Source organism: Pseudanabaena sp. UWO310 (genome assembly GCF_006861605.1).
Taxonomy (GTDB): domain Bacteria; phylum Cyanobacteriota; class Cyanobacteriia; order Pseudanabaenales; family Pseudanabaenaceae; genus Pseudanabaena.
The window spans coordinates 44,496-66,838 of record NZ_SELU01000013.1 but is presented as its reverse complement, the minus strand read 5'-3'; the positions used below and the strand labels follow the sequence as shown (position 1 = coordinate 66,838).

The 22,343-nt window shown below is 43.6% G+C and carries 15 protein-coding genes; 12 read left to right on the top strand and 3 right to left on the bottom strand.

The features are described from left to right. Positions 1-132: 132 nt before the first annotated feature. The 8 genes from PseudUWO310_RS06275 (at position 133) to PseudUWO310_RS06240 (ending at position 11,638) form a co-directional block, all read left to right on the top strand. A complete protein-coding gene (locus PseudUWO310_RS06275) occupies positions 133-1,161 on the top strand; it encodes an anthranilate phosphoribosyltransferase family protein (protein WP_142599890.1) in 1,029 nt (342 codons plus the stop codon). A gap of 201 nt (positions 1,162-1,362) precedes the next feature. Then, positions 1,363-2,487: a class I SAM-dependent RNA methyltransferase gene (locus tag PseudUWO310_RS06270; RefSeq protein WP_142599889.1), complete on the top strand. Its 1,125-nt coding sequence runs from the start codon at positions 1,363-1,365 to the stop codon at positions 2,485-2,487. Positions 2,488-2,520: 33 nt separating this feature from the next. Beyond that, complete coding sequence (locus PseudUWO310_RS06265; RefSeq protein WP_142599888.1) at positions 2,521-2,856, top strand: nucleotidyltransferase domain-containing protein; 336 nt, start codon at positions 2,521-2,523, stop codon at positions 2,854-2,856. Then, a complete protein-coding gene (locus tag PseudUWO310_RS06260; protein WP_142599887.1) occupies positions 2,853-3,224 on the top strand; it encodes a HEPN domain-containing protein in 372 nt (123 codons plus the stop codon). Before PseudUWO310_RS06265 ends, PseudUWO310_RS06260 begins: the two co-directional genes overlap by 4 nt. Positions 3,225-3,372: 148 nt before the next feature. Next, the gene (locus tag PseudUWO310_RS06255) at positions 3,373-3,525 is read left to right on the top strand and encodes a nuclear transport factor 2 family protein (protein WP_142599886.1); all 153 of its coding nucleotides are present in this window, start codon (positions 3,373-3,375) and stop codon (positions 3,523-3,525) included. Between the two features lie 182 nt (positions 3,526-3,707). Beyond that, positions 3,708-5,306 carry an NAD(P)/FAD-dependent oxidoreductase gene (locus tag PseudUWO310_RS06250; protein ID WP_142599885.1) on the top strand — a complete coding sequence of 533 codons (1,599 nt, stop codon included), beginning with the start codon at positions 3,708-3,710 and terminating at the stop codon, positions 5,304-5,306. 424 nt (positions 5,307-5,730) lie between these two features. Next, positions 5,731-9,795 carry a CHAT domain-containing protein gene (locus tag PseudUWO310_RS06245; protein ID WP_142599884.1) on the top strand — a complete coding sequence of 1,355 codons (4,065 nt, stop codon included), beginning with the start codon at positions 5,731-5,733 and terminating at the stop codon, positions 9,793-9,795. A gap of 112 nt (positions 9,796-9,907) precedes the next feature. After that, positions 9,908-11,638, top strand: coding sequence for a ShlB/FhaC/HecB family hemolysin secretion/activation protein (locus PseudUWO310_RS06240; RefSeq protein ID WP_223805557.1), 1,731 nt, complete (start codon positions 9,908-9,910; stop codon positions 11,636-11,638). 55 nt (positions 11,639-11,693) lie between these two features. Here PseudUWO310_RS06240 and PseudUWO310_RS06235 read toward each other — a convergent pair whose 3' ends face one another. Both PseudUWO310_RS06235 and PseudUWO310_RS06230 read right to left on the bottom strand, forming a co-directional pair. After that, on the bottom strand, positions 11,694-12,785 hold the full coding sequence (locus PseudUWO310_RS06235; protein ID WP_142599882.1) for a glycosyltransferase family 4 protein: 1,092 nt from the start codon (positions 12,783-12,785) through the stop codon (positions 11,694-11,696). Positions 12,786-12,955: 170 nt separating this feature from the next. Beyond that, complete coding sequence (locus tag PseudUWO310_RS06230) at positions 12,956-14,083, bottom strand: geranylgeranyl reductase family protein (RefSeq protein ID WP_142599881.1); 1,128 nt, start codon at positions 14,081-14,083, stop codon at positions 12,956-12,958. A gap of 758 nt (positions 14,084-14,841) precedes the next feature. Here PseudUWO310_RS06230 and PseudUWO310_RS06225 point away from each other — a divergent pair. The 4 genes from PseudUWO310_RS06225 (at position 14,842) to PseudUWO310_RS06210 (ending at position 20,045) form a co-directional block, all read left to right on the top strand. Then, complete coding sequence (locus PseudUWO310_RS06225; RefSeq protein WP_142599880.1) at positions 14,842-15,408, top strand: hypothetical protein; 567 nt, start codon at positions 14,842-14,844, stop codon at positions 15,406-15,408. Between the two features lie 483 nt (positions 15,409-15,891). Continuing rightward, positions 15,892-16,341, top strand: coding sequence for a hypothetical protein (locus tag PseudUWO310_RS06220; RefSeq protein WP_142599879.1), 450 nt, complete (start codon positions 15,892-15,894; stop codon positions 16,339-16,341). Positions 16,342-16,363: 22 nt separating this feature from the next. Beyond that, positions 16,364-17,176, top strand: a complete 813-nt coding sequence (locus tag PseudUWO310_RS06215; protein WP_142599878.1) for a hypothetical protein — start codon at positions 16,364-16,366, stop codon at positions 17,174-17,176. Positions 17,177-17,216: 40 nt separating this feature from the next. Continuing rightward, positions 17,217-20,045, top strand: a complete 2,829-nt coding sequence (locus PseudUWO310_RS06210) for a carboxypeptidase-like regulatory domain-containing protein (RefSeq protein WP_142599877.1) — start codon at positions 17,217-17,219, stop codon at positions 20,043-20,045. Between the two features lie 172 nt (positions 20,046-20,217). Here the strand turns inward: PseudUWO310_RS06210 and PseudUWO310_RS06205 are convergent, their stop codons facing one another. Further along, the gene (locus tag PseudUWO310_RS06205) at positions 20,218-22,197 is read right to left on the bottom strand and encodes a sodium:proton antiporter (RefSeq protein WP_142599876.1); all 1,980 of its coding nucleotides are present in this window, start codon (positions 22,195-22,197) and stop codon (positions 20,218-20,220) included. Positions 22,198-22,343: the final 146 nt, after the last annotated feature.

The following is a 22,343-nucleotide window of genomic DNA, read 5'->3' as shown; positions in this document are numbered from 1 at the left end:
TAAGAGAGTAGCGGTGCGAAGCACCGCTACTCTCTTAGACCAACTTACTTGGCGACAGCTATAGATAATCACTAATTTCTGGTCTATAATTCAACATCTGACCAACTTTTGTCTTAAATTCATCAGATAGTAATGAGTAAAGAATTTCGCGAATTTTTGCGTAAAGTTGGTAGCGGTACTCATACCAGCAAAAGCTTGACACGCCAAGAGGCAGAAACTGCCACAACCATGATGTTACAAGGGGTTGCCACCCCTGCCCAAATTGGTGCATTTATGATCGCCCATCGCATTAAGCGTCCCACCAGTGAAGAATTAGCGGGAATGCTGGATGCTTACAAATTGCTGGGGGCAAAGGTGGATGCGATCGCTTCGGAAAAAAAAGTTCTAGTGCTAGGTTCTCCCTACGATGGTAGATCGAAGACCGCACCTGTTAGTCCTGTAACGGCGATCGTGCTGGCAGCCGCAGGAATCCCCGTTCTGATGCATGGCGGCGATCGGATGCCGACTAAAGAGGGATTGCCCTTTATGGAAATCTGGCAAGCCCTAGGCTTAAATTGGCAAGATCTGCGCATCGAGCAGGTACAGCAAAACTTGGAGACTCACCTTCTGGGCTTTGTTTATTTACCCAATCATTTTCCCCTCGCTCAAAGCATCGTTCCCTATCGCGATCAGATTGGGAAACGCCCACCTTTTGCCACCCTTGAGCTAATGTGGTCTCCCTATCAAGGCAAGCAAATGATCGTGTCAGGCTTTGTGCATCCACCGACGGAGACAAATATCCGCGAAGCTTTTGCGCTGCATGACATTACCGAATTTGCTACGGTCAAGGGCTGGGAGGGGAGTGTCGATTTAGCCCGATCGCGTACTGCCATTATCGGTATCGCTCGTGGCGATCGCTTTGAGCGATTGACCCTATCGGCAAGAAACTACGGATTTACTCCCGAAGATCCTGCGATCGGCGATGCTTCTGAAATAGCCACCAAAATCCTCTCTGCGCTCAAAGCGGAACCTTCCGAATATCTCAATTCCGTCTTGTGGAACTGTGGCTTTTATCTCTGGCTTTATGGATTACATGGTGAGATTGAAGAAGCGATCGCCCATGCCAGAGAGATTATCAGCAGTGGCGCGGCATGGCAAAAGTTGGAGGATTTACGAGGTTAAGTTCCTTTATTACAGCGCTTTGCGCTCAAACCCAAACCAAGGAAATTTTTAAAAGCGTTGCTTAGCAACGCTTTTAAAAATTTCCCTGTGGTTCGTTTGATCGATAATTGCTGTAAAAAAAGTAAGAATCATCGATTGGCGATCGCCAGTTAACCAAAATATATTTCGGTAATTCATCCTCCTTTAAATTATGATGGTTTCATGAATCAATATTTTGCGACTGTGGCGAGGGGCTTAGAAGCGCTCGCAGCACAGGAATTAGAACAATTAGGTGCGCATTCCGTTGAGGCGGGATTTTGTGGTGTTAGCTTTGAAGGCGATCGCACGTTACTTTATCGCGTCAATCTCTGGGCAAGACTCCCATTCCGCATCTTAATGCACCTCGATCAATTTGATTGCCTTGATGCGGATGATCTCTATCAAGGGATTAAAGCGATCGACTGGTCAGAATTTTTAACCCCTGAAATGACCTTGGCTGTTAATGCTACGGGCAAAAACGATCAGCTTAATCATACGCATTTCACAGCGCTCAAAGTCAAAAATGCGATCGTCGATCAGCAGATGGATCGATTTGGTGAGCGATCGGATGTAGATACCCACGAAGCAGATCTGCGAATCGGTGTGCATATTGATGATAATGGTTGCACCGTTAGTCTCGATAGCTCTGGCAATAGTCTCCACCGTCGCGGTTATCGTCCTGCGGTGGGAGCCGCACCTTTAAAGGAATCCCTTGCGGCTGCCCTCATTCAGATGTCAGGGTGGCAACCCGATCAAATGTTTTATGATCCCCTCTGCGGATCGGGAACTTTGCCACTAGAAGCGAGTTTAAAAGCCCTCAATATTGCTCCTGGCATGTTTCGTGAACATTTTGGCTTTGAGACTTGGCTAGATTTCGATCAGGAACTTTTAGCGAGACTAATTCAAGAAGCTGATGATCATCGTTTAGATGCTTTACCTGCGCCGATCTGGGGTAGCGATCGCAATCCTGAAGTAGTTGATCAAGCAATTATTAATGCTAAAAATTGCGGCTTAGCTAATCACGTTTATTTCTCCGCTTTAGATCTGGCGGAAGTCGTTGCGCCTGCGGATAGTGGTGTTGTTTTCTGCAATCCTCCCTATGGTGAGAGACTAGGGCGTGATAGTGATTTGGGAGCTTTTTATAAGCTATTAGGAAATGTTCTCAAGCAGCAATTTAAGGGCTGGACTGCTTTTATCTTGAGTGGTAATAAACAACTATCGCAAACGATTGGATTGAAGTGCGCGGAGCGAACGGCAGTACTTAATGGAGCTTTGCCCTGTCAGTTGATGAAGTACGAGCTATATTAGGTTTGATATCTAGGATGTCAGGAATCAGGCGCGATGCATAAAATCGTTGAGAATGAGCAATTGTCCGCCTTACTAACGGAGCTAAAAGCTAGTTTAGTAAATCTTTATGGCGATCGCTTGTTTTCCGTGATTCTGTTTGGCTCTCAAGCAAGGGGAGAAGCAACTCCTGACTCAGATATTGACGTGATGACTGTCCTTGATGATCCTGTAAATGTAGCTGAGGAAATATATCGAACATCTGATATTCGCTGGAATTTTATGATGGAGTATGAAGAGTTAATTTCCATTATCCCCACTACAAAATCATCTTTTCTAAGTTCTGCAACTTCTTTGATTAGAGTAGTCAAACGCGAAGGTATTGAGCTATGAGTGAAATATCCAAGTTATTAAGCCTAGCCTCTGAAGATCTAGAAACAGCAGAGTTTTTACATAATTCCCAGCGTTATCGTTCTTGTATATCCCGTGCTTATTATGCGATGTACTATATAGCCCAAGCATTGCTATTGTCAGAAGGGATCGAAACTTCAACTCATAGAGGAGTGATCAAATTGATAAATCTTCATTTTGTCAAAACAGGGCGAATATCTCCGAATATCTCTAAATTGTTGAGTGATGTTTACGATCTGAGGCAATCGGGTGATTATAGTACCAATTTTGTAGCTGATGAGATGGTTGCTAATAGAGCGATCACTGATGCAAAAACCTTTGTGTCTGAGATAAAAATGATTATGCTATAGCTGCCGTCACTGGATATAGGACAAATCAAACCCCAAGAATTGAGTGGCGGTGCGAAGCACCGCCACTCAATTCTTGGGGTTTATGTCCTAGTACACTTGGCGACAGCTATAGAAAGTGATTAACCTAACATGAATTGGAGGAGGACAAATGATTCTAGAAAGTCAAGCTTTAGCTTTTGCTGAAGATTGGATGAGGACATGGAATTCCCATGATTTAGATGCAATTCTATCCCACTACAGTGAAGATATTGTTCTCATATCGCCGATCGCCACCAGAATAATCGTTGCAAACTATAATTAATATTCCTAAGTAGCTAGGCATAAGTAAACTTAAAACCCAGAAGAGCATACCGCCCGCGCAGCGGGCAGTATGCTCTCTGGTTTTGGTTTTTAATTATGCCTAGCTACTTATACCAATTCCCAAAAGTGTGACAGCACTTTTGGGAATTGGTATAAGTTAATAAACTAAGAATTGTCTTAAATATGTTACGAATTACTGAGATTAAACTGCCCTTAGATCATCCTGAAGATGCGCTGAAATTAGCAATTCTCAAAAAGCTGCAAATTAAGCCAGAGGAATTAACTAGTTATTCCATTTTTAAGCGTAGTTATGATGCGCGAAAGAAAACAGATATTTACTTAGTTTATATCGTTGATGTTGAGACCTCTGTAGAGAATCTGTTATTAGCAAAATTCCAAACAGATTCCCATGTCTCAATCACACCAGACATGAGCTATCAATATGTAGCCAAGGCTCCTAGTAACTTAAAAACTCGTCCGATCGTCATTGGCATGGGACCCGCAGGTATGTTTGCAGGGCTAATGCTGGCGCAAATGGGATTTCGTCCGATTATTTTAGAACGGGGTAAGGCAGTACGCGATCGCACTGCGGATACCTTCAATTTCTGGAAAGGGAGAGCTGCCTTTAATCCCGAATCTAATGCCCAATTTGGGGAAGGTGGGGCTGGAACTTTTTCCGATGGCAAGCTCTATAGCCAAGTCAAAGATCCCCATCATTATGGGCGCAAAGTATTAACCGAATTTGTGAATGCAGGAGCTTCACCCGAAATTCTTTACATTAATAAACCGCATATTGGCACGCTCAAACTTGTTGGCATCGTGCAGAACTTCCGCGCACGCATTGAGGCACTGGGCGGCGAAATCCGCTTTCAAAGTCGTGTGGAAGCGATCGATATTGACGATCGCCAAGCGAGGGGCGTAGTCCTTGCTAGTGGCGAATATATTGCGAGCGATCGCATCGTGCTTGCCGTCGGTCATAGCGCCCGCGATACCTTCCAAATGCTTTACGATCGCGGCGTATATATCGAAGCGAAACCTTTCTCCATTGGCTTTCGGATCGAACATCCACAACCCTTAATTGATCGTGCTAGATTTGGCGATTTTGCGGGACATAAGATCTTAGGTGCTGCCGATTATAAGCTCGTACATCACTGTCAAAATGGTCGCTCTGTTTATAGCTTTTGTATGTGTCCTGGAGGGCTAGTTGTGGCGGCAACCTCAGAAGTTGGGCGTGTCGTTACTAATGGCATGAGTCAATATTCACGCAACGAGCGGAACGCGAATAGCGGTATTGTGGTGGGGATTACGCCTGAGGATTATCCCGAACATCCCCTCGCAGGAATTGATTTTCAACGGCGATTGGAATCCCGCGCCTTCGAGTTGGGGGGCGGAACCTATGCTGCTCCAGCCCAGCTCGTAGGTGATTTCCTCGCCCATCGTCCCTCCTGTGATTTAGGTAAAGTGCAGCCCTCCTATGCTCCCAATGTCCATTTATGTGATTTGAGCGAGAGTTTACCCGACTATGCGATCGCGGCGATCCGCGAAGCCATTCCCGCCTTTAATAAACAAATCAAAGGTTTCGCAATGGAAGATGCGATGCTGACGGGGGTAGAAACCCGCACATCTTCCCCCATTAGGATTAAACGCAATGAGAAATATCAAAGCCTAAATACCGAAGGACTGTTCCCCACGGGCGAAGGAGCGGGCTATGCGGGGGGGATTCTATCCGCAGGAATTGATGGAATTAAGGTCGCTGAAGCAGTCGCTTTGAGTCTTCTGTAGCATTCCTCAATCATAAAAGGGATTATTGGCGGCGCGAAGCGCCGCCAATAATCCCTTTTATGTTCTAAGCAAAACTTATGCCAATTCAATGAAGTGAACTAACATTTCAGTAAATTAAAAAATAAACCCCATAAGGTTTTGAGATTCCTAAAATGGCATTGCCATTTTGGGAATTGGTATTACGTTTTTATATATTATGGGAGAAATTCTTTACTGTTCAAGATCTCTGTGATACGGTAATGGCAAAATGGGTAATAAAATCAAATTCTTAGAAGAATTGCAATTTTTAATTTATTATTTTATTTATTATTTTTAATCTATTTAATCTATGGTTTTGTTGCAGTTTTTCAAGATTTTCTAAGTTTTTATAAATCTATTTTTTGATATTTCTCTTAGTAGTGATAGGCGCTTTCAGGTGTATAAAATGAGAAATAGATCTGGTTTGCTTGTATCAGCGATCGCTTTTTCGATCATTGCCCAACCGACTCAAGCTCAGATTTCTCCTGATGGTACTACGGCTACTCAAGTTAATGGTAATGCGATCGTCCCAAAGGATGGGGGTACGATTAGCGGGGGCAATCTTTATCATAGCTTTAGTGATTTTAATGTCCCGCAATCTGGCGTAATTTTTAAAAGTAACTCGACGGTGAATGGGGCTGAGGTTCAAAACATCATCAATCGGGTGACGGGAGGAAATCCCTCGGCAGTTTTAGGTACGATTGAAAGTCGCCAAGCTTTTCCCAATGCCAATCTTTATCTGATTAATCCCAATGGCATTGTTTTTGGACAAAATGCCCGTTTAGATATTGGTGGTTCTTTCCATGCTTCCACAGGTACAGGTTTGGGCTTTGATAGCGGTACTTTTAAGGTTGACAAAAACTCCCTCAGTTTTCCCAGTGGCGATCCGAAGTCAATTAAATTTGCCGTCACTCAACCCGCTGGCATCATCAATCAAGGCAATCTATCAGTAGATATCGGCAAAAGTATTACTTTTACGGGTGGAAGTATTATCAATGGGGGGAATTTGACTGCACCTAGGGGAAATATTGCCTTAACTGCTGTCGCAGGCAATAGTCAAGTGGAATTGCGATCGCCCGATGCCGTTTTAGGATTGCAAGTGACGGCTCAAGCTGTGCCCACTGACTGGAACGGCAAAATTACGGAGTTGCCCCAACTTGCAGAGATGCTTACTGGGAAAGTTCCTCAGGCTAATCGCGTTGTGGTCAAAGCCGATGGTTCTCTAGCATTAGTAGCCAATCCCGCCCCTACCGATATTACGGTGACTGATGGCATGGCGATCGCTTCAGGAAGACTTGATGTCAGTTCTGCTAATAAAGGCGGCACTGTGGGCATCTTTGCTGACAAAGTGGGGTTGGTAAATGCTCAAATTGATGCTTCGGGATTATTTGGCGGTGGCACTGTTCTCATCGGTGGAGACTTGCAAGGTAAGGGAATTGCCCCTAATGCTCTCAAAACTTTTATAAGTAATGATTCCCAAATTAATGTCAGTGCCATCCTGCGCGGGGATGGGGGAAAAGCGATCGTCTGGGCAGATCGCTCGACCACATTTCTCGGAGCGATTATCGCCAAGGGAGGAAGCCTCGCGGGGAATGGAGGCTTTGTCGAAGTTTCGGGGAAACAGAATCTTGATTATAGAGGAACCGTAAATACTCTGGCTCCCAAGGGTCATATTGGCACATTACTCCTTGACCCAACCGATATTAATATCATTCTTTTCTCTTCTCTTACGCCTGCCTCATATAGTGCCTTGACGGATGTGGATCAGTTTAGCGATCCCGATAATTCCCCAAATACCATATTTGTCAATTTGATTAATGGAGCTACATCCGATGTCATATTGCAGGCAACCAATGACATCAATTTCAAGGCTGCGGTGAGTACTTCCGTTGGCTTAACCGCCCAAGCAGGGCGCAATATCAACTTTACCGATGGTATCAGCACCAATGGCAAGGCCTTAAATTTGATCGCGGGCGGGGATATCAATGGTTCGGGAACATTCGCCAATCTCTCGTCAACTAACCTCATGGGCGACGCAGGAGCGATCGCTTTGAAAGCGGGCGGAAATATCACCGTTAATAGCATTCAGGCTGCCTCCGTATCCTTAGGTAGTGGCAGCAATGTGACATTGGTGGCTGGAGGTAATATTCAAACCACAGGCACAACCCTCTTCTCTGGAAATATTTACAGCATTGTTACCGATGCCTCGACAACTGGTCATGCAGGAAATATCTCCCTAACCAGCACCAATGGAGCGATCGATGTCAGCTCTGGTGGGGTTGATGCAGTGGCAATCTCTGGAAACAGCGGTAATATTACTTTGCAGTCATCGGGTAACATCATTACCCAAGAAATGCTCGCTTCAGGCAACTTAGCTGCTGGCGGCAATATCAGTCTAACCAGTAGTAATGGCGCGATCGTGACTGTTTCTGGAAGTATTGATACTAGTTCCATTCTAGGCAATGCAGGGAATATCAATCTAAATGCCAAAAATAGCATTACGACAATGACCCTCAATAGTAGTAGCAATTTTGCTACTGGCGGTAATATTACTTTGCAGTCATCGGGTAATATCACTACCGAAGAAATGCTCGCTTCAGGTCGCGTAGGGGGTGGAAACATCAGTCTAACCAGTAGTAATGGCGCGATCGTTACTATTGCTGTAGATTCTGGCGATATTAATACTAGTTCTATCCAAGGCAATGCAGGGAATATCAATCTAACCGCCAAAAATAACATTACGACAATAACGCTCAATGCTAGCAGCGATCTCGCTACTGGCGGCAACATTACCCTCGATCCTACTGGCGATATCGTTTTTAACTCAGCCAATACCGCAGGATCGATTCAGGGTGGCAATTTCTCTGCTTACTCGTCGAATGGGAATATTCGCGTTACGGGTTTTGTGTCTAGTACCTTTGCGGCCTGTGCGGGGGCGAGTATTTGTTCGGCTAGTAATAGTGGTGGTACAGGTGGTTCGATATTTTTACGTCACGGTGGACTATCTCCATTTGTCATTGGCGATTCTAGTACCAATGGAACGGCCGGGATTGTCACTTCTGGCTCCTCAACACTTTCTCTCGGCAAAATTATTCCTGTTGGAACGAGTATCTTTTCCCAAGGTAATATTACCGTTGCGCCATCAGGAAACTCAATATTTTTGCCCCCAAAGATCTTGGACGGGATTCTCCACATTGATGTCGATACCTTAGCGCTCATCGAAATCAGGGATATTATGAAAAAGGAGGTCGATCGCTATTTAAGACAAGAAGACCTACCCAAAGCCTTTGCGGCGATCGAAAAAGCCTATGTATCGGAGCTAGGTATTTTCCTAGGAGAAGATCTCAAACCTCCCACCTTAGATATTAATCAAGCTCAGGATATCCTGAGCGATGTCTCCAAGCGCTCTGGCAGCATTTCTGCTCTGATCTATCCGATCCTATTAAACGATCGCATCGAAATTTTGGTGATACCGCCCAAGGAATTGGGTAAACCCTTTCACCGCTATACGAACTATGTTAGTGAGCAAGAAATTCTAACCGTCTTGGCGGATTATCGCGATAACCTTCGCGATCCCGATTCCCTCGATTTTTTAGTACAGTCCAAACAGATCTATGATTGGGTCATGCGTCCGATCGACGATCGCCTACAAGCGCTCAAAGTTGAAACAGTTGTATTTGTGATGGACTCTGGGTTGCGGGTAATTCCTCCCGCCGCTCTCTACGATGGCAAAAAATTCTTACTGGAACGTTATGCTTCGGCGAATATTCCTGCATTGAGGGTAACGCGGCTAGAGGAACGCGATCGCAACAATACGCGAGTATTAGCGATGGGGCTAACGGAAGAAAGGGATGGTTTAAGCGCTTTGCCAACGGTAGAAGTAGAGATCAGAACAGTTGCTACAGAGGTACTTAAAGGAGCGACATTTTTAAATCGAGATTTCACGATCGCTAATCTGCAAGAGCAAAGAGGTAAAGCCGACTATGGCATTCTCCATTTAGGCACTCACGGGCATTTTCTCGCAGATCGGGCGCAGGATTCATACATTCAGTTTTGGGATAGTAAACTGCGATCGTATCAAATTCCGCCGCTCCGATTCGATAAACCCGCGATCGAAATGTTGACTCTTAGTGCTTGTGAAACGGCTGTGGGAAATAACCTTGGTATTAGTGGTTTGGCGGTGGAGTCGGGAGCGAGAAGTATTCTCGCTTCGCTATGGGCGGTATCGGATGTGGGTACGGCTCCTTTAATGATTAGTTTTTATAAGGCTTTTCCAAATGCGATCAGCAAGGCAACCGCTCTGAGGCAGGCTCAACTCGATTTATTAAAGGGCAAGGTCAGAATCGAGAATAATCGGATCGTCGGCGTTGAGGGTTTAGCACCCATTACTTTGCCAAAGGGAACTTGGCATGTCGATCTCAGACATCCTTTCTTTTGGTCATCATTCATTTTGGTAGGGAATTGGCTATGAATCGATCGCGATAGTATAAAGTTTGGGCGAGTTAGCAGTTTGAGGTATGGTTGTGAGTCAAAATTCAAGGATACTTTTCAAAATAATCAGCAGCGTTAAAATCGGTAAGAGGATGCTCATTTTCTCGATTCCCAGCATAATATTGGGATTTATTTCCCTATCTGTTGCCGCCCAGACTCTGCCCCCCTCTTCCCCGCTAACCCGTCCGCCTGACTTACTGAACCCCAAGTCAGTAAAACCGCATAGCCCTGTCTTAAATTCCGCAGCAGTCCCTCAGCCTCCAGATCTAGATAACCAAAATCACCAAAATTCAATTAGTAGCGGGGAGCAAATACCTCTAAATGAAGTTTTAATCCCTATCAAGCAGATTAAGATTGTAGGGAGTTCGATTCTGACAAGTACAGAAATTGAATCTCTAACTGCACCACTTCAAAATCGATCAATTACTTTTAGTCAATTACAGGAAGTTGCCGATAAAATCAGCGCAATTTATCAAGACCGCAATTATATTACTTCCCGCGCCATACTCGCTCCTCAGGATATCAAAGATGGGATAGTCATCATCCAAGTAAGGGAAGGCTCGCTCGAACGCGTGGATGTGAAAAGGGCTGGCAATGTATCGGGACGGTTAAATGACGAGTACATTCGCGATCGCGTCCTCCAATCCGCTAGCGTTCCCCTGAGCTTTGCCAAACTAGAGGATGCTCTCCAACTATTGAGATCTGATCCTTTAATTGGTGACATTCGCGCAAATTTGACTACAGGCAGTCAAGAAAATCAGAGCATTCTGCAAATTACCTTTAGCGAAGCTCAATCCTTTAGCATTCGACCTTTCTTTGATAATTACGGCAATAGCTCTACGGGGATCTATCGGGTGGGTGTCAATCTCCAAGAGTTGAATTCTACGGGTAATGGGGATCCCCTTCTCTTGGGTTACACCCGTTCTGGCAGTGCGGATGTTTATCAACTGAATTATACCTATCCGATCGACTCGCGAGGCGGCACGATTGGGTTGAGCTTGGCGGCTGGACAGAACCCGATCGTGGAGCCACCTTTTGATAGTTTAAATATTAAAACGGATTCTCAAACCTATGAATTAGCCTATCGTCAGCCGCTAATGCGATCGCCACGAGAGGAATTTGCCCTTGGGGTCAGTATCGCCATTGAAAATAGTAATGCCTATTTCAATAATCGATCGTTCAATTTCCAAAACTTTAAGTTTGATGATGGACAGTCTCAGTCGCGAGTATTGCGGTTAACCCAAGACTATCTCAGCCGCGATCCCCGTGGAGCTTGGGCATTACGTTCCACCTTTAATCTAGGACTAGGTATTTTAGGCGCAACGATTCGGAACGATGGCTCACCTGATGGCAGATTTTTCTATTGGATCGGACAGGTTTTAAGGGTCGAACAAATCGGTGCAGATAAAGACACCTTGGCTTTTTTTCGGCTTAATCTCCAACTTTCTGGCAATCAGTTGCTCTCGCTCAATCGTTTTAGTATTGGTGGTGCTCAGTCGATTCGAGGCTATCGCCAAAATCAACTTTCAGGGGATAGCGGAATTCAGGCTTCAGCAGAGTTACAGTTCCCGATTATTCGGGATAGCGAGGGCATTTCCCTTGTCAAGCTTTTACCTTTTATAGAAGCTGGAACCATTTGGAATTCCTCAGGGATAAATTCTAGCCCACAATCGCTCGTGGGGATCGGGATGGGAGCAACGTATCAACCAATCCCCAAACTATTGCTACGTCTAGACTATGGTATTCCTTTAGTAAAAGTCTCCAATTCAGGCAATAATCTACAGGATTCGGGGCTATACTTCTCAGTTAACGCAAATTTTTAGATAAATCAAGAAGAGAATGGCGGCGCGAAGCGCTGCCATTCTCTTCTTGATTTATCTAAGGCAATACTTGAAAATTTGTGATTAGTTTGTCAAACCATTTTTCTAAGCGATCGCCCCACACAGTAAGGGAATATTCTGCTTCTACCTGTTGGCGACAGGCGGAGCGATCGATTTGGTCTAATTGCGAAATCGCCTCGATCAATCCCGATACACTTCCCATTTCTACGAGAAATCCCGTCTTGCCGTGACGTACGATCTCCTTCAGTCCACCTGAACTATAGGAAATTACGGGCACACCACAGGCAAAAGCCTCGATCGCCGCATTACCGAAGGCTTCAACCCATCTTGGGGTCATTAGTAAAGCACTAGATTTTCCTAACCTTTGTTGTAGTTCCCCTGTAGATAGAAATCCCTCATAATGAAGCTCGGCTTGAGGGAAAGAAGCTTGGATTTGTTGCCAGTATTCTTGGTCTTGAATTAATCCGAATATATGCAGTGGCAATCCCGTACTTTGGGCCGCTTCAGCAGCATCTTCTAAACCCTTTTCAGGGGAAATGCGACCGACCCATGCCAGACTGGGTTTGGGTGGCTTTTCCACAAAGTTATATTGGGTTAAATCAATCCCCTTACCCATAATCGTTAGGCGATCGCCATCGCTAAAGGTGTCTGCACAGGCGCGAGTATTCACAGCGATCGCATTGGGAAAATTCCTTACGGTTTTGCTAACCATCGCATCCATCACAGGTGATAGAGACGACATACTAATCCAATGGGCGATCGGACGTTGGAAAAACGGAGTCAGATAAAGCGGCAGCCAATCGTAGGCGAAGTTAAACAATAAATCGAACTGATGCTGTGATGCTCTGGCATAACTCCACATATTTTCTAACACCGAATTTTGCGGAAGTACAACGAGATCTGCACCTACCTCAGTTTGGGCAGAAGTTTGCATCGTGCCTGCAATTTGTGTTAGCTTTGTCACCTCAGTAACTGAACCTTCAGGGGCAACAATTTCTACCTCATGCCCCCTAGCAATTAGAGCCTTGGCAGCATTTTGGAGAGTCAATTCCACACCGCCACCAACTCCCGATCCCAAAGCTCCCACGGGAGTAGATAGAAATAGTAATCGATATTTTTTTTCATTCATAACAAAATGTTTTGGTAGTAATCTAGAATCGGGCTTTGATCGTTCAGCCATCGGAATATGTTGACTGAGCGAAGTCGAAGCCTCTCTCAATCTATCTCAAAAAGTAGAAGAGATTACCGTCCGCGTCGCGGGCGGTAATCTCTTCTGGGTTTTAAGCTACTTAGAGGAATTTATTTCATTCCAATGAGCCCCTTGGCAAGCCGTTTCACCGCAGCCCCAGCCACATCGCGATAGCGCAATTCACCACAAAGAATTTTGCCCATACGCTGACTTGCGCTAGGACGCTTCACGCCCATCTTGTAACCAAAACTGGGAATGCGATAGAAGATGCCTGCGATTCTTTGAGCCCAAGCCATATCTTCGCCCCAGGCCTCTTGGACTTGGAGGGTATATTGCTTGAGTGCATCAATATCGCCACCGATCGCCGCATCGATCGCTTGACCTGCCAACATCCCTGTTAAGAGCGAAGGGCGAATTCCTTCTGCGGTAAAGGGATCGACGATGCAAGCTGATTCGCCTGTAAGTAGAGCATTTTGGGTATGGAGCGGTTGGTTGCCATCCCATAGGCAAATAGGATGACCGAATTGTTTCATGGAAGTGACATCAATACCAAATTCTTGGGCATACCTAGCCGCAATCTCCTTGAGATTTTGTTTCTCTCCACCGATAAAGGTTCCCGCCCCAATGGAATAACCATCGGCTTTGGGAAAGTTCCAAATGTATCCATTCTGTACAGATCCAAAATCAAAATGGGCGGCACTCACATCGGGACTGGAATGGGGCGCTTCCACTTCGAGGGCGGCTCCCATCCGTCTTTTTCGTTCTTTAAATCCCAACCATTTTGCCATCGAACCTTTTGCCCCATCGGCAGCAATTACATAGCGAGCTTCAAAAACCTCTTGTTCTGTTTTCACTAGCCAGCGATCGCTTTTCCACTCTAGCCCTGTAACTCCCGTGCGATCGCGAAGTTCTACACCTAATTTTTGCGCTTGCTGTACGAGGTAATGGTCAAATACGTCACGGCGTACCATCCAGACAGGTTCCTTAGAAGTAAGTTCCACTAGTTCGGGATCGCCCATCTGCCATGTATACCGAATATTGCTAACAGTTAGTGAAACTGCGGGCGAAAAGTCGAAATCAAACCATTCTTGTACCATCGGTGAAACGCCACCACCACAAGGTTTGTATCGAGGTAGGCTCTCTTTTTCGAGTAGCAAAACTGACCGTCCTCGTTTTGCCAAATGATAGGAAGCTGAACCACCAGATGGACCTGCGCCCACAACAATACAGTCGTACATAACAATTATTTTTAGGTGAAAGTACAAGAAGTTCTTTTAGATTTTACCGCTAAATGTCAGATTGTATAGCAATTATCGATCAAACGAACCCAAACCAAGGAAATTCCTGAAAGCATTGCTTTGCAACACTTTCAAGAATTTCCTTGGTTTGGGTTTGAGCACAAAGCGCTGTAAGTGATTGGGCATAATAAAGAACTAGAATCAAAGCTCTTGGTACAAACGGAGACATTGGCTTTAGATTCTTTATGTTTTTGTTTAGAGTCTACTCATCTTCAAGACCCTGAAAGTTTTTCTAAATATATTGCTTTATTCACTCTATATACTAAGGGACTTGCGAGAGAATAAGATACCAATCTAGATTTGCCAGAATCGTTGGCGCGGCGGAGCCGCGCCAACGATTCTGGTTTTATATTTGGTACTTCTTAGTTTTGATTTCCTCCATCACTTTATCTGTGAATTTCATCTCAACTCTCAAGCTTTCTTTAACTTCATTAAATTTTTGTTCTGTACTTTAGATTTATGCTTGACATTTGTAGGGTTTACCTGATATAAAATAAGCGGGTGGGAAAAAAGAAGATAAAAATTTAATGCGTCAAAACTAAATCCCGGGGGGGATTTAAGGACTGATTAGAATTGATTAGAGGAAATCTAATTAATCATTACCAATTCCTAAATATCTTCTTGCAATATTTGATTCATGGATATTTAAACATTATCCATTCAGTAAACTTCGAGACTATTAAAAAGAGAGAAAAATTATGTTGTCTAATGCATTTCGTCGCATTCTGATTGCGTCTGGTTTTGCTATCGCTACATCATTCATGGCAGCTTTATCAGCTTCTGCTGCGCCTACAACAGCAAGTTCTACTACTTATTTCACTGGAACTGTTGATCCATCCTGTGCTGTATCCACAGATTTTACAGGCAACACATCTGGAACTGCAAATACTTACACAAAAACTGCCTATGCTGGTTCGGGTGCTGGAGGTGTTTTACAGCTTCAGGCATCGGATACTGTCGCATTTAACTGCAATAGCGATACCGTAGGAGTGTCCGCTGTAGTAGTAACGACCCCCCCCACTGCACCAGTAAATGCAACATTGTTGGCAGGTGTTCATACTGCATTAGTCACTAGTACAGTTGATGGCACACAGAATACAACTCAGACTGGAAATGGTACTGCAACTGGTTCTGCTTGGAAGACAGACACTCAAGGCAACATTGGCGCTACCGTTCAATCTACATGGAACCCAACGGCTGGTGGACAAGAATTGTTGGATGGTACTTATCTTGCTAATGTCGCTGTAACCGTGACACCTAACTAATCAAGGTAAGGAGCGAAATGTGATTGCGCCTCGCTAATCACATTTCGCTAAAGCCTAAATAAGCTTCTAAATAAGCTTCTAGATAAGCTTTTATTGCTAACCTACTTACAGTCATCGCAAAGTTTTTCAACCTCTTTTTTGGAGATGTGTTGCTTAGCAAAACATCTCCAAAAAACTGATTCAAATTATCCCAAACTAATACCAAGTTAAGAAGTGGCTAAGCTATTTCTTAACTTAAAAACTTTGTTATGTTTAGTTTTTAATTCACAAAAGTGTTGTCACACTTTCGTGAATTTGTATAAAGTCTCCCAAAATTGAGGGACTTATAAATCTTCATAAATCACAACGAAGATACAAAGACTCATGTATTCATATATAAGGTAGCTCCTGTAGGAGAGGGAACTAAGAAAATAATATGGGTTTTGCTGCCTTTCTCCAACAAGAAGGATTAAAATTGTTCCCAATTGTTATAGAACAAGACAAATGAGAAAACTAATTTTTGTAGCTCTGGCTGCAATAATACCTAACCTTATTCCTTCTGAAGCATTTGCACAACTATCTTTAACCTGCTCTTCTACAGGTAGCCTAGCGTTAAGTGGTAAATACACTTTTGTTACAGCAACTCCTGCCCAATGTAGTCTAGAAGTTGATAATACTGTTAGCAGTATAGGCGTTACGATTAGTCTTTCCAATGCCGTTTTAACTTCAATTAGTGGATCGGCTAAGACAAATCCCTCTGGTACTACGACAACAGCACAATTAACCTATAGCAATAGTGGAAATAAGAGTGTCAGTCAGAATGCCAGTATAACTGATACCTTCTCAGGATCGACTACCACTCCTATGGCAATAAGTATGCAATCAACAAGACCCAATAAATTCTTTGCAGGTACTTACATGTACGGAGTCACTATAAATATAACTTCACCTTGAAATTATCAAGACGTAATAATTAATGTTGAAACTAACATCTATCCAGCAAAGTATTTCGATTATTACAAGTGTTGGGATTTGTGGATTGCTACTCTCCCACAAGCCAGCCGAAGCTCAGGTTAATGTGTCGCCTCTCATCATAACTACGAAAGCCAAGCAAGGAACCGCAACAGGTTCTATTACCCTAGTGAATACTGGTAATGCCGTCGTAAAGATGAAGTTATACGCCAATCCCTTTACCTATGGTTCTAAAGGTTTCCAAGTTATAGAATCTAGTCCTAATGATTTGTCTCCCTATCTCATTTTTTCGCCAACCGAAGTAGTTTTAGAGCCCAAACAAACCCGTAGGGTAAGATTATTAGCCAGACTCTTGCCCAGTATGAACCTAGGCGAGTATCGGTCTGTCATTTTTGCCGAACCTGTCAAACCGCCAAATAGTTTAGAGCAGAAAGGAGGTTTGAATATTACGACTCGTGTTGGAGTAGTAGTATATGTTCGTCAAGGTGAAACTCTTGAAAGCTTAATTCCCCAAGAAATTAGTTACGATTCTAAAACTAAAGAACTCTATTTATCAGTTCTCAACAAAGGCAATGTGACGATTCGCACTCAAGGTAAATGGGAACTAAAGCAAGAGGGAAAACAAAGTTTAGAAGGTCAAATTACTACTACTACGGTTATTGCTGAAGGCATGAGAAATATTCCCATCACGCTTACTAAGGAACGGGCAAAAGAAAATATACCTGCTGGCAAATATCAACTTACGGGAGAATTGCTTTGGGGAGACCCGCTTAATCCTACACAAGTGCCCTTCAATTTCCCAGTTACTATTCCATAGTGGCTGAGATTGTACTCGATTTAATCAACACTCTATAAACATGAAGCTTGTATCCAAGACTCATACAAGGCTGGCTTCTTTGTGCCTAAATACAGCGAAAATTTGCACGATCGGTGTATTTCTTGGTGTTTTTGGGATGGATATGCTGGTCAATGCCCAAGAACTAAAAAAAGAAGACTTGAGTAAGCGATCTTCAGCTTCAAAAATTACGATTCCTGTAAATCAACGAGAGCTTACTCCTAAATTCTCTCCCGCCGCTCCAATTAGTCCTAAGTCTAGTCCTAAGTCTAGCCTTAAATTATCTCAAAAACTTTCAATTCTTCCGATGGGCATTAATCTTGGAGCAAATAATGTCATTCCTTCCGTAACAGTCAAGGGTTCAGAAAATGGTAAAGAAGCCATTGATTTTAACAACTGGCTAATTCCCTTCGCCGATGTTACTAAAGCCTTACAATTTAATGTGATTCCCAAAGATGATGGGCAACTAGAATTGCGATCCGTCGGCTCAATCATTACTATCGATCCCAAAGTCCTCATAAACGATCCAGATATTGGTCAAGCCATTTCGATCGCGCAAATTAGAAATCTTTTAAAAACCCCCGTTGAGTTTAGTCTTGCCGAATATGCGATCGTTTTGTCTCCCTCTTGGCTAACTGCCAGAATTAGTAATCGCCCCTATCAGGAACAGGAAGCTCCGATTAATTTAGTAGGATTACAACAAGTTACACCGCCATCTTTTAGTCTTACGGGAATCTCTTTGCGAACGAGCTTGAATCAAACTCAAACTGCAAATTCTAATAACCTCTATAATAATCTAAATAATAGTGTGAATAGCAATTTAAATTCCAACTCGGAATTTAAAGCTATAGGTGTGATTGCTGGCGGGAGCTTATTTTCAAGGACTCAGCAACTTAATAATAATGGGGTTAGTAGTTGGCAACTAAATGAACTGCAATATTTTCGCCCTAGTCCATATTCAGACTATTTGATAGGTACTCAGTTACCTTTTTGGAGTAGATTCGATCGCAACCAAAGTGATTATTTTGGTGTAACGCTAATTCAGCGCTCAGGTTATACAGCAGCAAATAATACTAATTTTGCCTATGGTGGTGTTACCCCTCAGCAAAGACTTAGCGCTAATGAGCTTGTCCGCAATGTTACGGGAGAAGCTAAACCGGGCACTTTAGTTCAATTAGTTACCCAAAATGATAACTTGATCGTTGCAGAAAAACTCGTAGATAGTTCTGGGAAATACAATTTTGATGACGTGGTGACCGCTAATAACTCTTTAACGGGTAATGGAAATATTAATTATAAGTTGCTACTTTATCCAGTAGGCGACTTAAGTGCTAAACCCGAAGAAGTTTCCTTAAATTACCGCAATTTACAAAGTCAAGTTAGCGCAGGAAAATCAGCTTTTATTCTTAGCGCAGGTTTAAACCGCATCTCAAGCAACGATAACTTCTTTGGTAGTTTTGGCGATTTTAAAGGTGGTGCAGCTTATTATTTGGGACTGACTGATGAAATTACCTTTGGTGCTGGATTGGTCTATGATAATTCTACTCAACCCTATGGCGAAATACTTTATCAGCCAGTAAATTCGCCGCTAACTTTGAGGGTTGGGGTATTAGCTGGTAATAAAATTAGTTTTAATGCTGATGTTAGCTATATAACTAATAATTTTAGCTTGAGATTGGGAGGCGATGAAAAGTCTTTTGTCTCTAACCTATACTGGACATTAAGTCCGCAACTTGCGCTGTTTTCTAATTGGTACTCTGGCGGCATCAGTAATGGATTAGAATCAGGTTTTAACCTCAATCTTAATTCCATATTTTTAAGCTTAAGTTATAATGCTGACAAGGGGATTAATGGTAATTTGCGTGCTAATATCGCTCCATTTTTGTTCGGCATTCGTCGTTTCAATCAACAAATTTCTTCTGAATTAATCTACAACCTTGCTAATAAGCGCTTCTTTAATTCTGGTGATACTGCCATTAGCCTTAACTATGAGACTGGTGATCACAATTATTTAGCAAGTCTCAATTTAGTTTATCGAACTCCTTGGACGGATAGGGATGGCAAAAGTTTATTAGACCTATCAATTGGTTATGGTGTTAGCTCTCAAGGAAGTGGATTGATTGTTTCGGCATCTACAGCTATTCTGCCAGGGATAGGCTTGAGATTAGCCTATAAGCAAGTGGACATAAATAACAATAATTCTTCGATAAGCCTTAGTCTCTTCACTAGCGTACTATGGCAATCTGGTGCGGACTTGAGTAGTGACGAATCAAAATTAGATAAGTTACGCACTCAAGGAGGTGTCCTATTACAGCCATTTTTTGATAAAAACAATAATGGAGTTCGAGATGATGGCGAGGATCTTTATACTGAAGATATCGCAACTCTATTCCTAATTAATAATCAACCCCTCAGTAGGTTTGGCATATCTCATCCCAAAGTCGTTCGTGAAGGAGTTTTATTTGAGCTACCACCAAATACCTATCGATTAGATATAGATCCCGCAGGTTATCCTCTTGGTTGGAAATCATCATCGACAGCTTATGCAGTAACGGTTGTTCCTGGTACTTATACAACTATTACAATTCCACTTGCGCCATCCTATGTAGTGACGGGAAGAGCGATCGATAAAGATGGCAAGCCGATCATAGGTGCTAATGTGGAATTTGTGTCGCGAAGCAATTCCAAGAAGCGATTTGCATCAATCACTAATAATGCTGGAATTTACTATCTAGAAGACCTCAAAGTAGATATTTATAAGTTGTTCGTTAATGGGAAGTCTGCCCAGCCCAGTATCTTAGAAATAAATTCTGATTCCAAGAGTTTCCTAGAACTGAATATACAGCCATAGGAGCTATGCTCATAAATTTGGCTGAGCCTTGTCGAAGAGGTACTTTAATGAAGCCAGCGTAAGGTTTGCTCAAAGATGAGTGGCGGCGCGAAGCGCCGCCACTCATCTTTACCAAGTGAAGAAATGGCTACGCCATTTCTTCACTTGGTATTACGTTGCTATAGCAAGTTCCTTACGATCGCCGATTGAGAATATCCTTTGCCATTTTTAGAAAATAATCTGGACTAGTGGCGGCTGGATCGCCATTGCTGCCTATTCCAGAACTATTGGAATCATTAGTTTTTTTGGCAATATCGAGATCGGATAAAACCACAGGTGTAATATCGAGGGTATTCGGTGGAAGTGATTCCGATTGTGCAGGAGTCAAAGCCTTGGGGGTATGGAGCAAATAAACAATGCGATCGCCTTTTTCCCATAACATATCGGCAGAGACAATTTGTAATCGTCCTTTGCGCTCAAACAGCAAAGGCAAAAGAATTCCCGCATTAAACATCGTGTTAAAACGGTTCAATTGATCTTGCAGTTCCTCATCGGTGAGCAAAAACTCGCCGACTCTTACTTCTCGTTGCAAAATATATTGATTCCATGTTTTGATCGGAACGCGAGCGCTAAAAGCCTGTTGGACTTCAGGTTGTCCATTGCGATCGCCTTCATTTTCTTTAATATAAACTGCAAATACCTTGGGTGGATTGAACTCTTTCGCGGCAAGTTGTGCCATCACGATATTTACATCGGTATTGACCGTCAAGGCGACAAAGGTTCCTACCGAGTCTAGTCCCGCTTGAGCCAAGGACTTAGAATCTAGTCCATTACTGACAAAGGCAGGAATATCATAGGCGGCCGCCTGCTTGCAAAGCTCGGCGCTCGTATCGATAATCGCCACTCGCTGCCCATTGGACTGAAACAGTCGCGCCACTAAGATGCCGATGGGATTACTGCCAATAATCACCAAGCCAGAGATATCCGATTGATTCAGTCCGAGGATTCTGGCAACAAACTTCGCCGATAGACCCTGTAAAAAAACAGTCATGGCGATCGTCAGAAATACCAGTGCTTTAATGGATTCTCCTCCATTAACTCCCCGTTCGGTTAATAAAATTGAAAAAAGGGAAGCAACGGAAGCGGCGACAATTCCTCTCGGCGCACACCAAGATAGAAAAGCTTTTTGTCGCCAAGTGAGACTACTATTCCAAGTGCTGACAATTACGTTAAGCGGACGGACAATCAACATTAAAAAGAGAACTGTCTGTACCCCACCCCAACCTAGAGCAAAGATACTCGGAATCGACAGATTGGCGGAAAGTAAAATAAAGAGAACGGAAACAATGAGGGCTACCAATTGGCTCTTGAATTTGAGCAATGCGCGACTATTGGGAATCTCTGAAGCCCTGAGGACTATGCCCATTAGTACGACTGCGGTTAATCCCGATTCGCTCTGAATTTCTTGAGCAATCCCAAATAGCCCCAGCACTGCGGCGACGACGACGGCACTTTTGGTATCCTCAGCCAGAAATACTGCCTGTTGCAAAAATCGACCCAGTAACCAACCTGCGATCGCTCCTAGTAAGCCCCCAACTCCTAATCGCAATCCCAGATCGCTGACCACCGCAAATACGCTTGAAGTGGGATTTAACGCGACATCGAGAACTACCACGGCAAGTACCGCACCGATCGCATCGATCAATACCCCTTCACCCTCAAGGATTGTAGCAAGGCGACGATCTAGCCCCACTTCTTCCACGATCGGATTCACCACTGTAGGACCAGTGACGACGACTAGGGCTGCATACAAAAAAGCGATCGTCCAAGGAAATTCGCTCAACCAGTAAGCCGCAACCCCACCGCCAATCAAAGTAATCAAAGTCCCAATGGTGATTAAGTTTCGTAAACTGGCGGAGACCTTACCGAGTTCTTTGAGCTGGAGATTGAGTCCGCCATCAAACAAAATTAACGCCACGGAGATAGATACGATCGCCTCTAAGCCATCGCCCAACAGGCGCGGCTGGACTATATTTAAGCCATTGCCCCCCAGCGCCACACCAAAAAGCAATAAAAACACGATACTCGGCACACGAAAAAAATTCGCTATGACGCGAGCAGAGATACCTGCCACGATCGCAATAATAATGATTAAAGAGAGAGACCCTTCCATGCGGAGGTTCGCCTATAAATTACAGCAACTTGCAATCAAAACAACCGTCGGATTTTGTTAGAAATTTTTATTAGAAATTTTTATTAGAAATTTTTATTAGAAATGCTTTTTGCATCCCCTTTCATCAAATTTCTGGTTCAGCGCCA

Bases quoted from the DNA above. Each gene is read 5' to 3' on its own strand.
- PseudUWO310_RS06255 (WP_142599886.1), top strand. From the start codon at position 3,373: ATGATTCTAGAAAGTCAAGCTTTAGCTTTTGCTGAAGATTGGATGAGG.
- PseudUWO310_RS06230 (WP_142599881.1), bottom strand. From the start codon at position 14,083: ATGTACGACTGTATTGTTGTGGGCGCAGGTCCATCTGGTGGTTCAGCT.
- PseudUWO310_RS06270 (WP_142599889.1), top strand. From the start codon at position 1,363: ATGAATCAATATTTTGCGACTGTGGCGAGGGGCTTAGAAGCGCTCGCA.
- PseudUWO310_RS06225 (WP_142599880.1), top strand. From the start codon at position 14,842: ATGTTGTCTAATGCATTTCGTCGCATTCTGATTGCGTCTGGTTTTGCT.
- PseudUWO310_RS06260 (WP_142599887.1), top strand. From the start codon at position 2,853: ATGAGTGAAATATCCAAGTTATTAAGCCTAGCCTCTGAAGATCTAGAA.
- PseudUWO310_RS06240 (WP_223805557.1), top strand. From the start codon at position 9,908: ATGCTCATTTTCTCGATTCCCAGCATAATATTGGGATTTATTTCCCTA.
- PseudUWO310_RS06275 (WP_142599890.1), top strand. From the start codon at position 133: ATGAGTAAAGAATTTCGCGAATTTTTGCGTAAAGTTGGTAGCGGTACT.
- PseudUWO310_RS06215 (WP_142599878.1), top strand. From the start codon at position 16,364: ATGTTGAAACTAACATCTATCCAGCAAAGTATTTCGATTATTACAAGT.
- PseudUWO310_RS06210 (WP_142599877.1), top strand. From the start codon at position 17,217: ATGAAGCTTGTATCCAAGACTCATACAAGGCTGGCTTCTTTGTGCCTA.
- PseudUWO310_RS06250 (WP_142599885.1), top strand. From the start codon at position 3,708: ATGTTACGAATTACTGAGATTAAACTGCCCTTAGATCATCCTGAAGAT.
- PseudUWO310_RS06245 (WP_142599884.1), top strand. From the start codon at position 5,731: ATGAGAAATAGATCTGGTTTGCTTGTATCAGCGATCGCTTTTTCGATC.
- PseudUWO310_RS06205 (WP_142599876.1), bottom strand. From the start codon at position 22,197: ATGGAAGGGTCTCTCTCTTTAATCATTATTATTGCGATCGTGGCAGGT.
- PseudUWO310_RS06235 (WP_142599882.1), bottom strand. From the start codon at position 12,785: ATGAATGAAAAAAAATATCGATTACTATTTCTATCTACTCCCGTGGGA.
- PseudUWO310_RS06265 (WP_142599888.1), top strand. From the start codon at position 2,521: ATGCATAAAATCGTTGAGAATGAGCAATTGTCCGCCTTACTAACGGAG.
- PseudUWO310_RS06220 (WP_142599879.1), top strand. From the start codon at position 15,892: ATGAGAAAACTAATTTTTGTAGCTCTGGCTGCAATAATACCTAACCTT.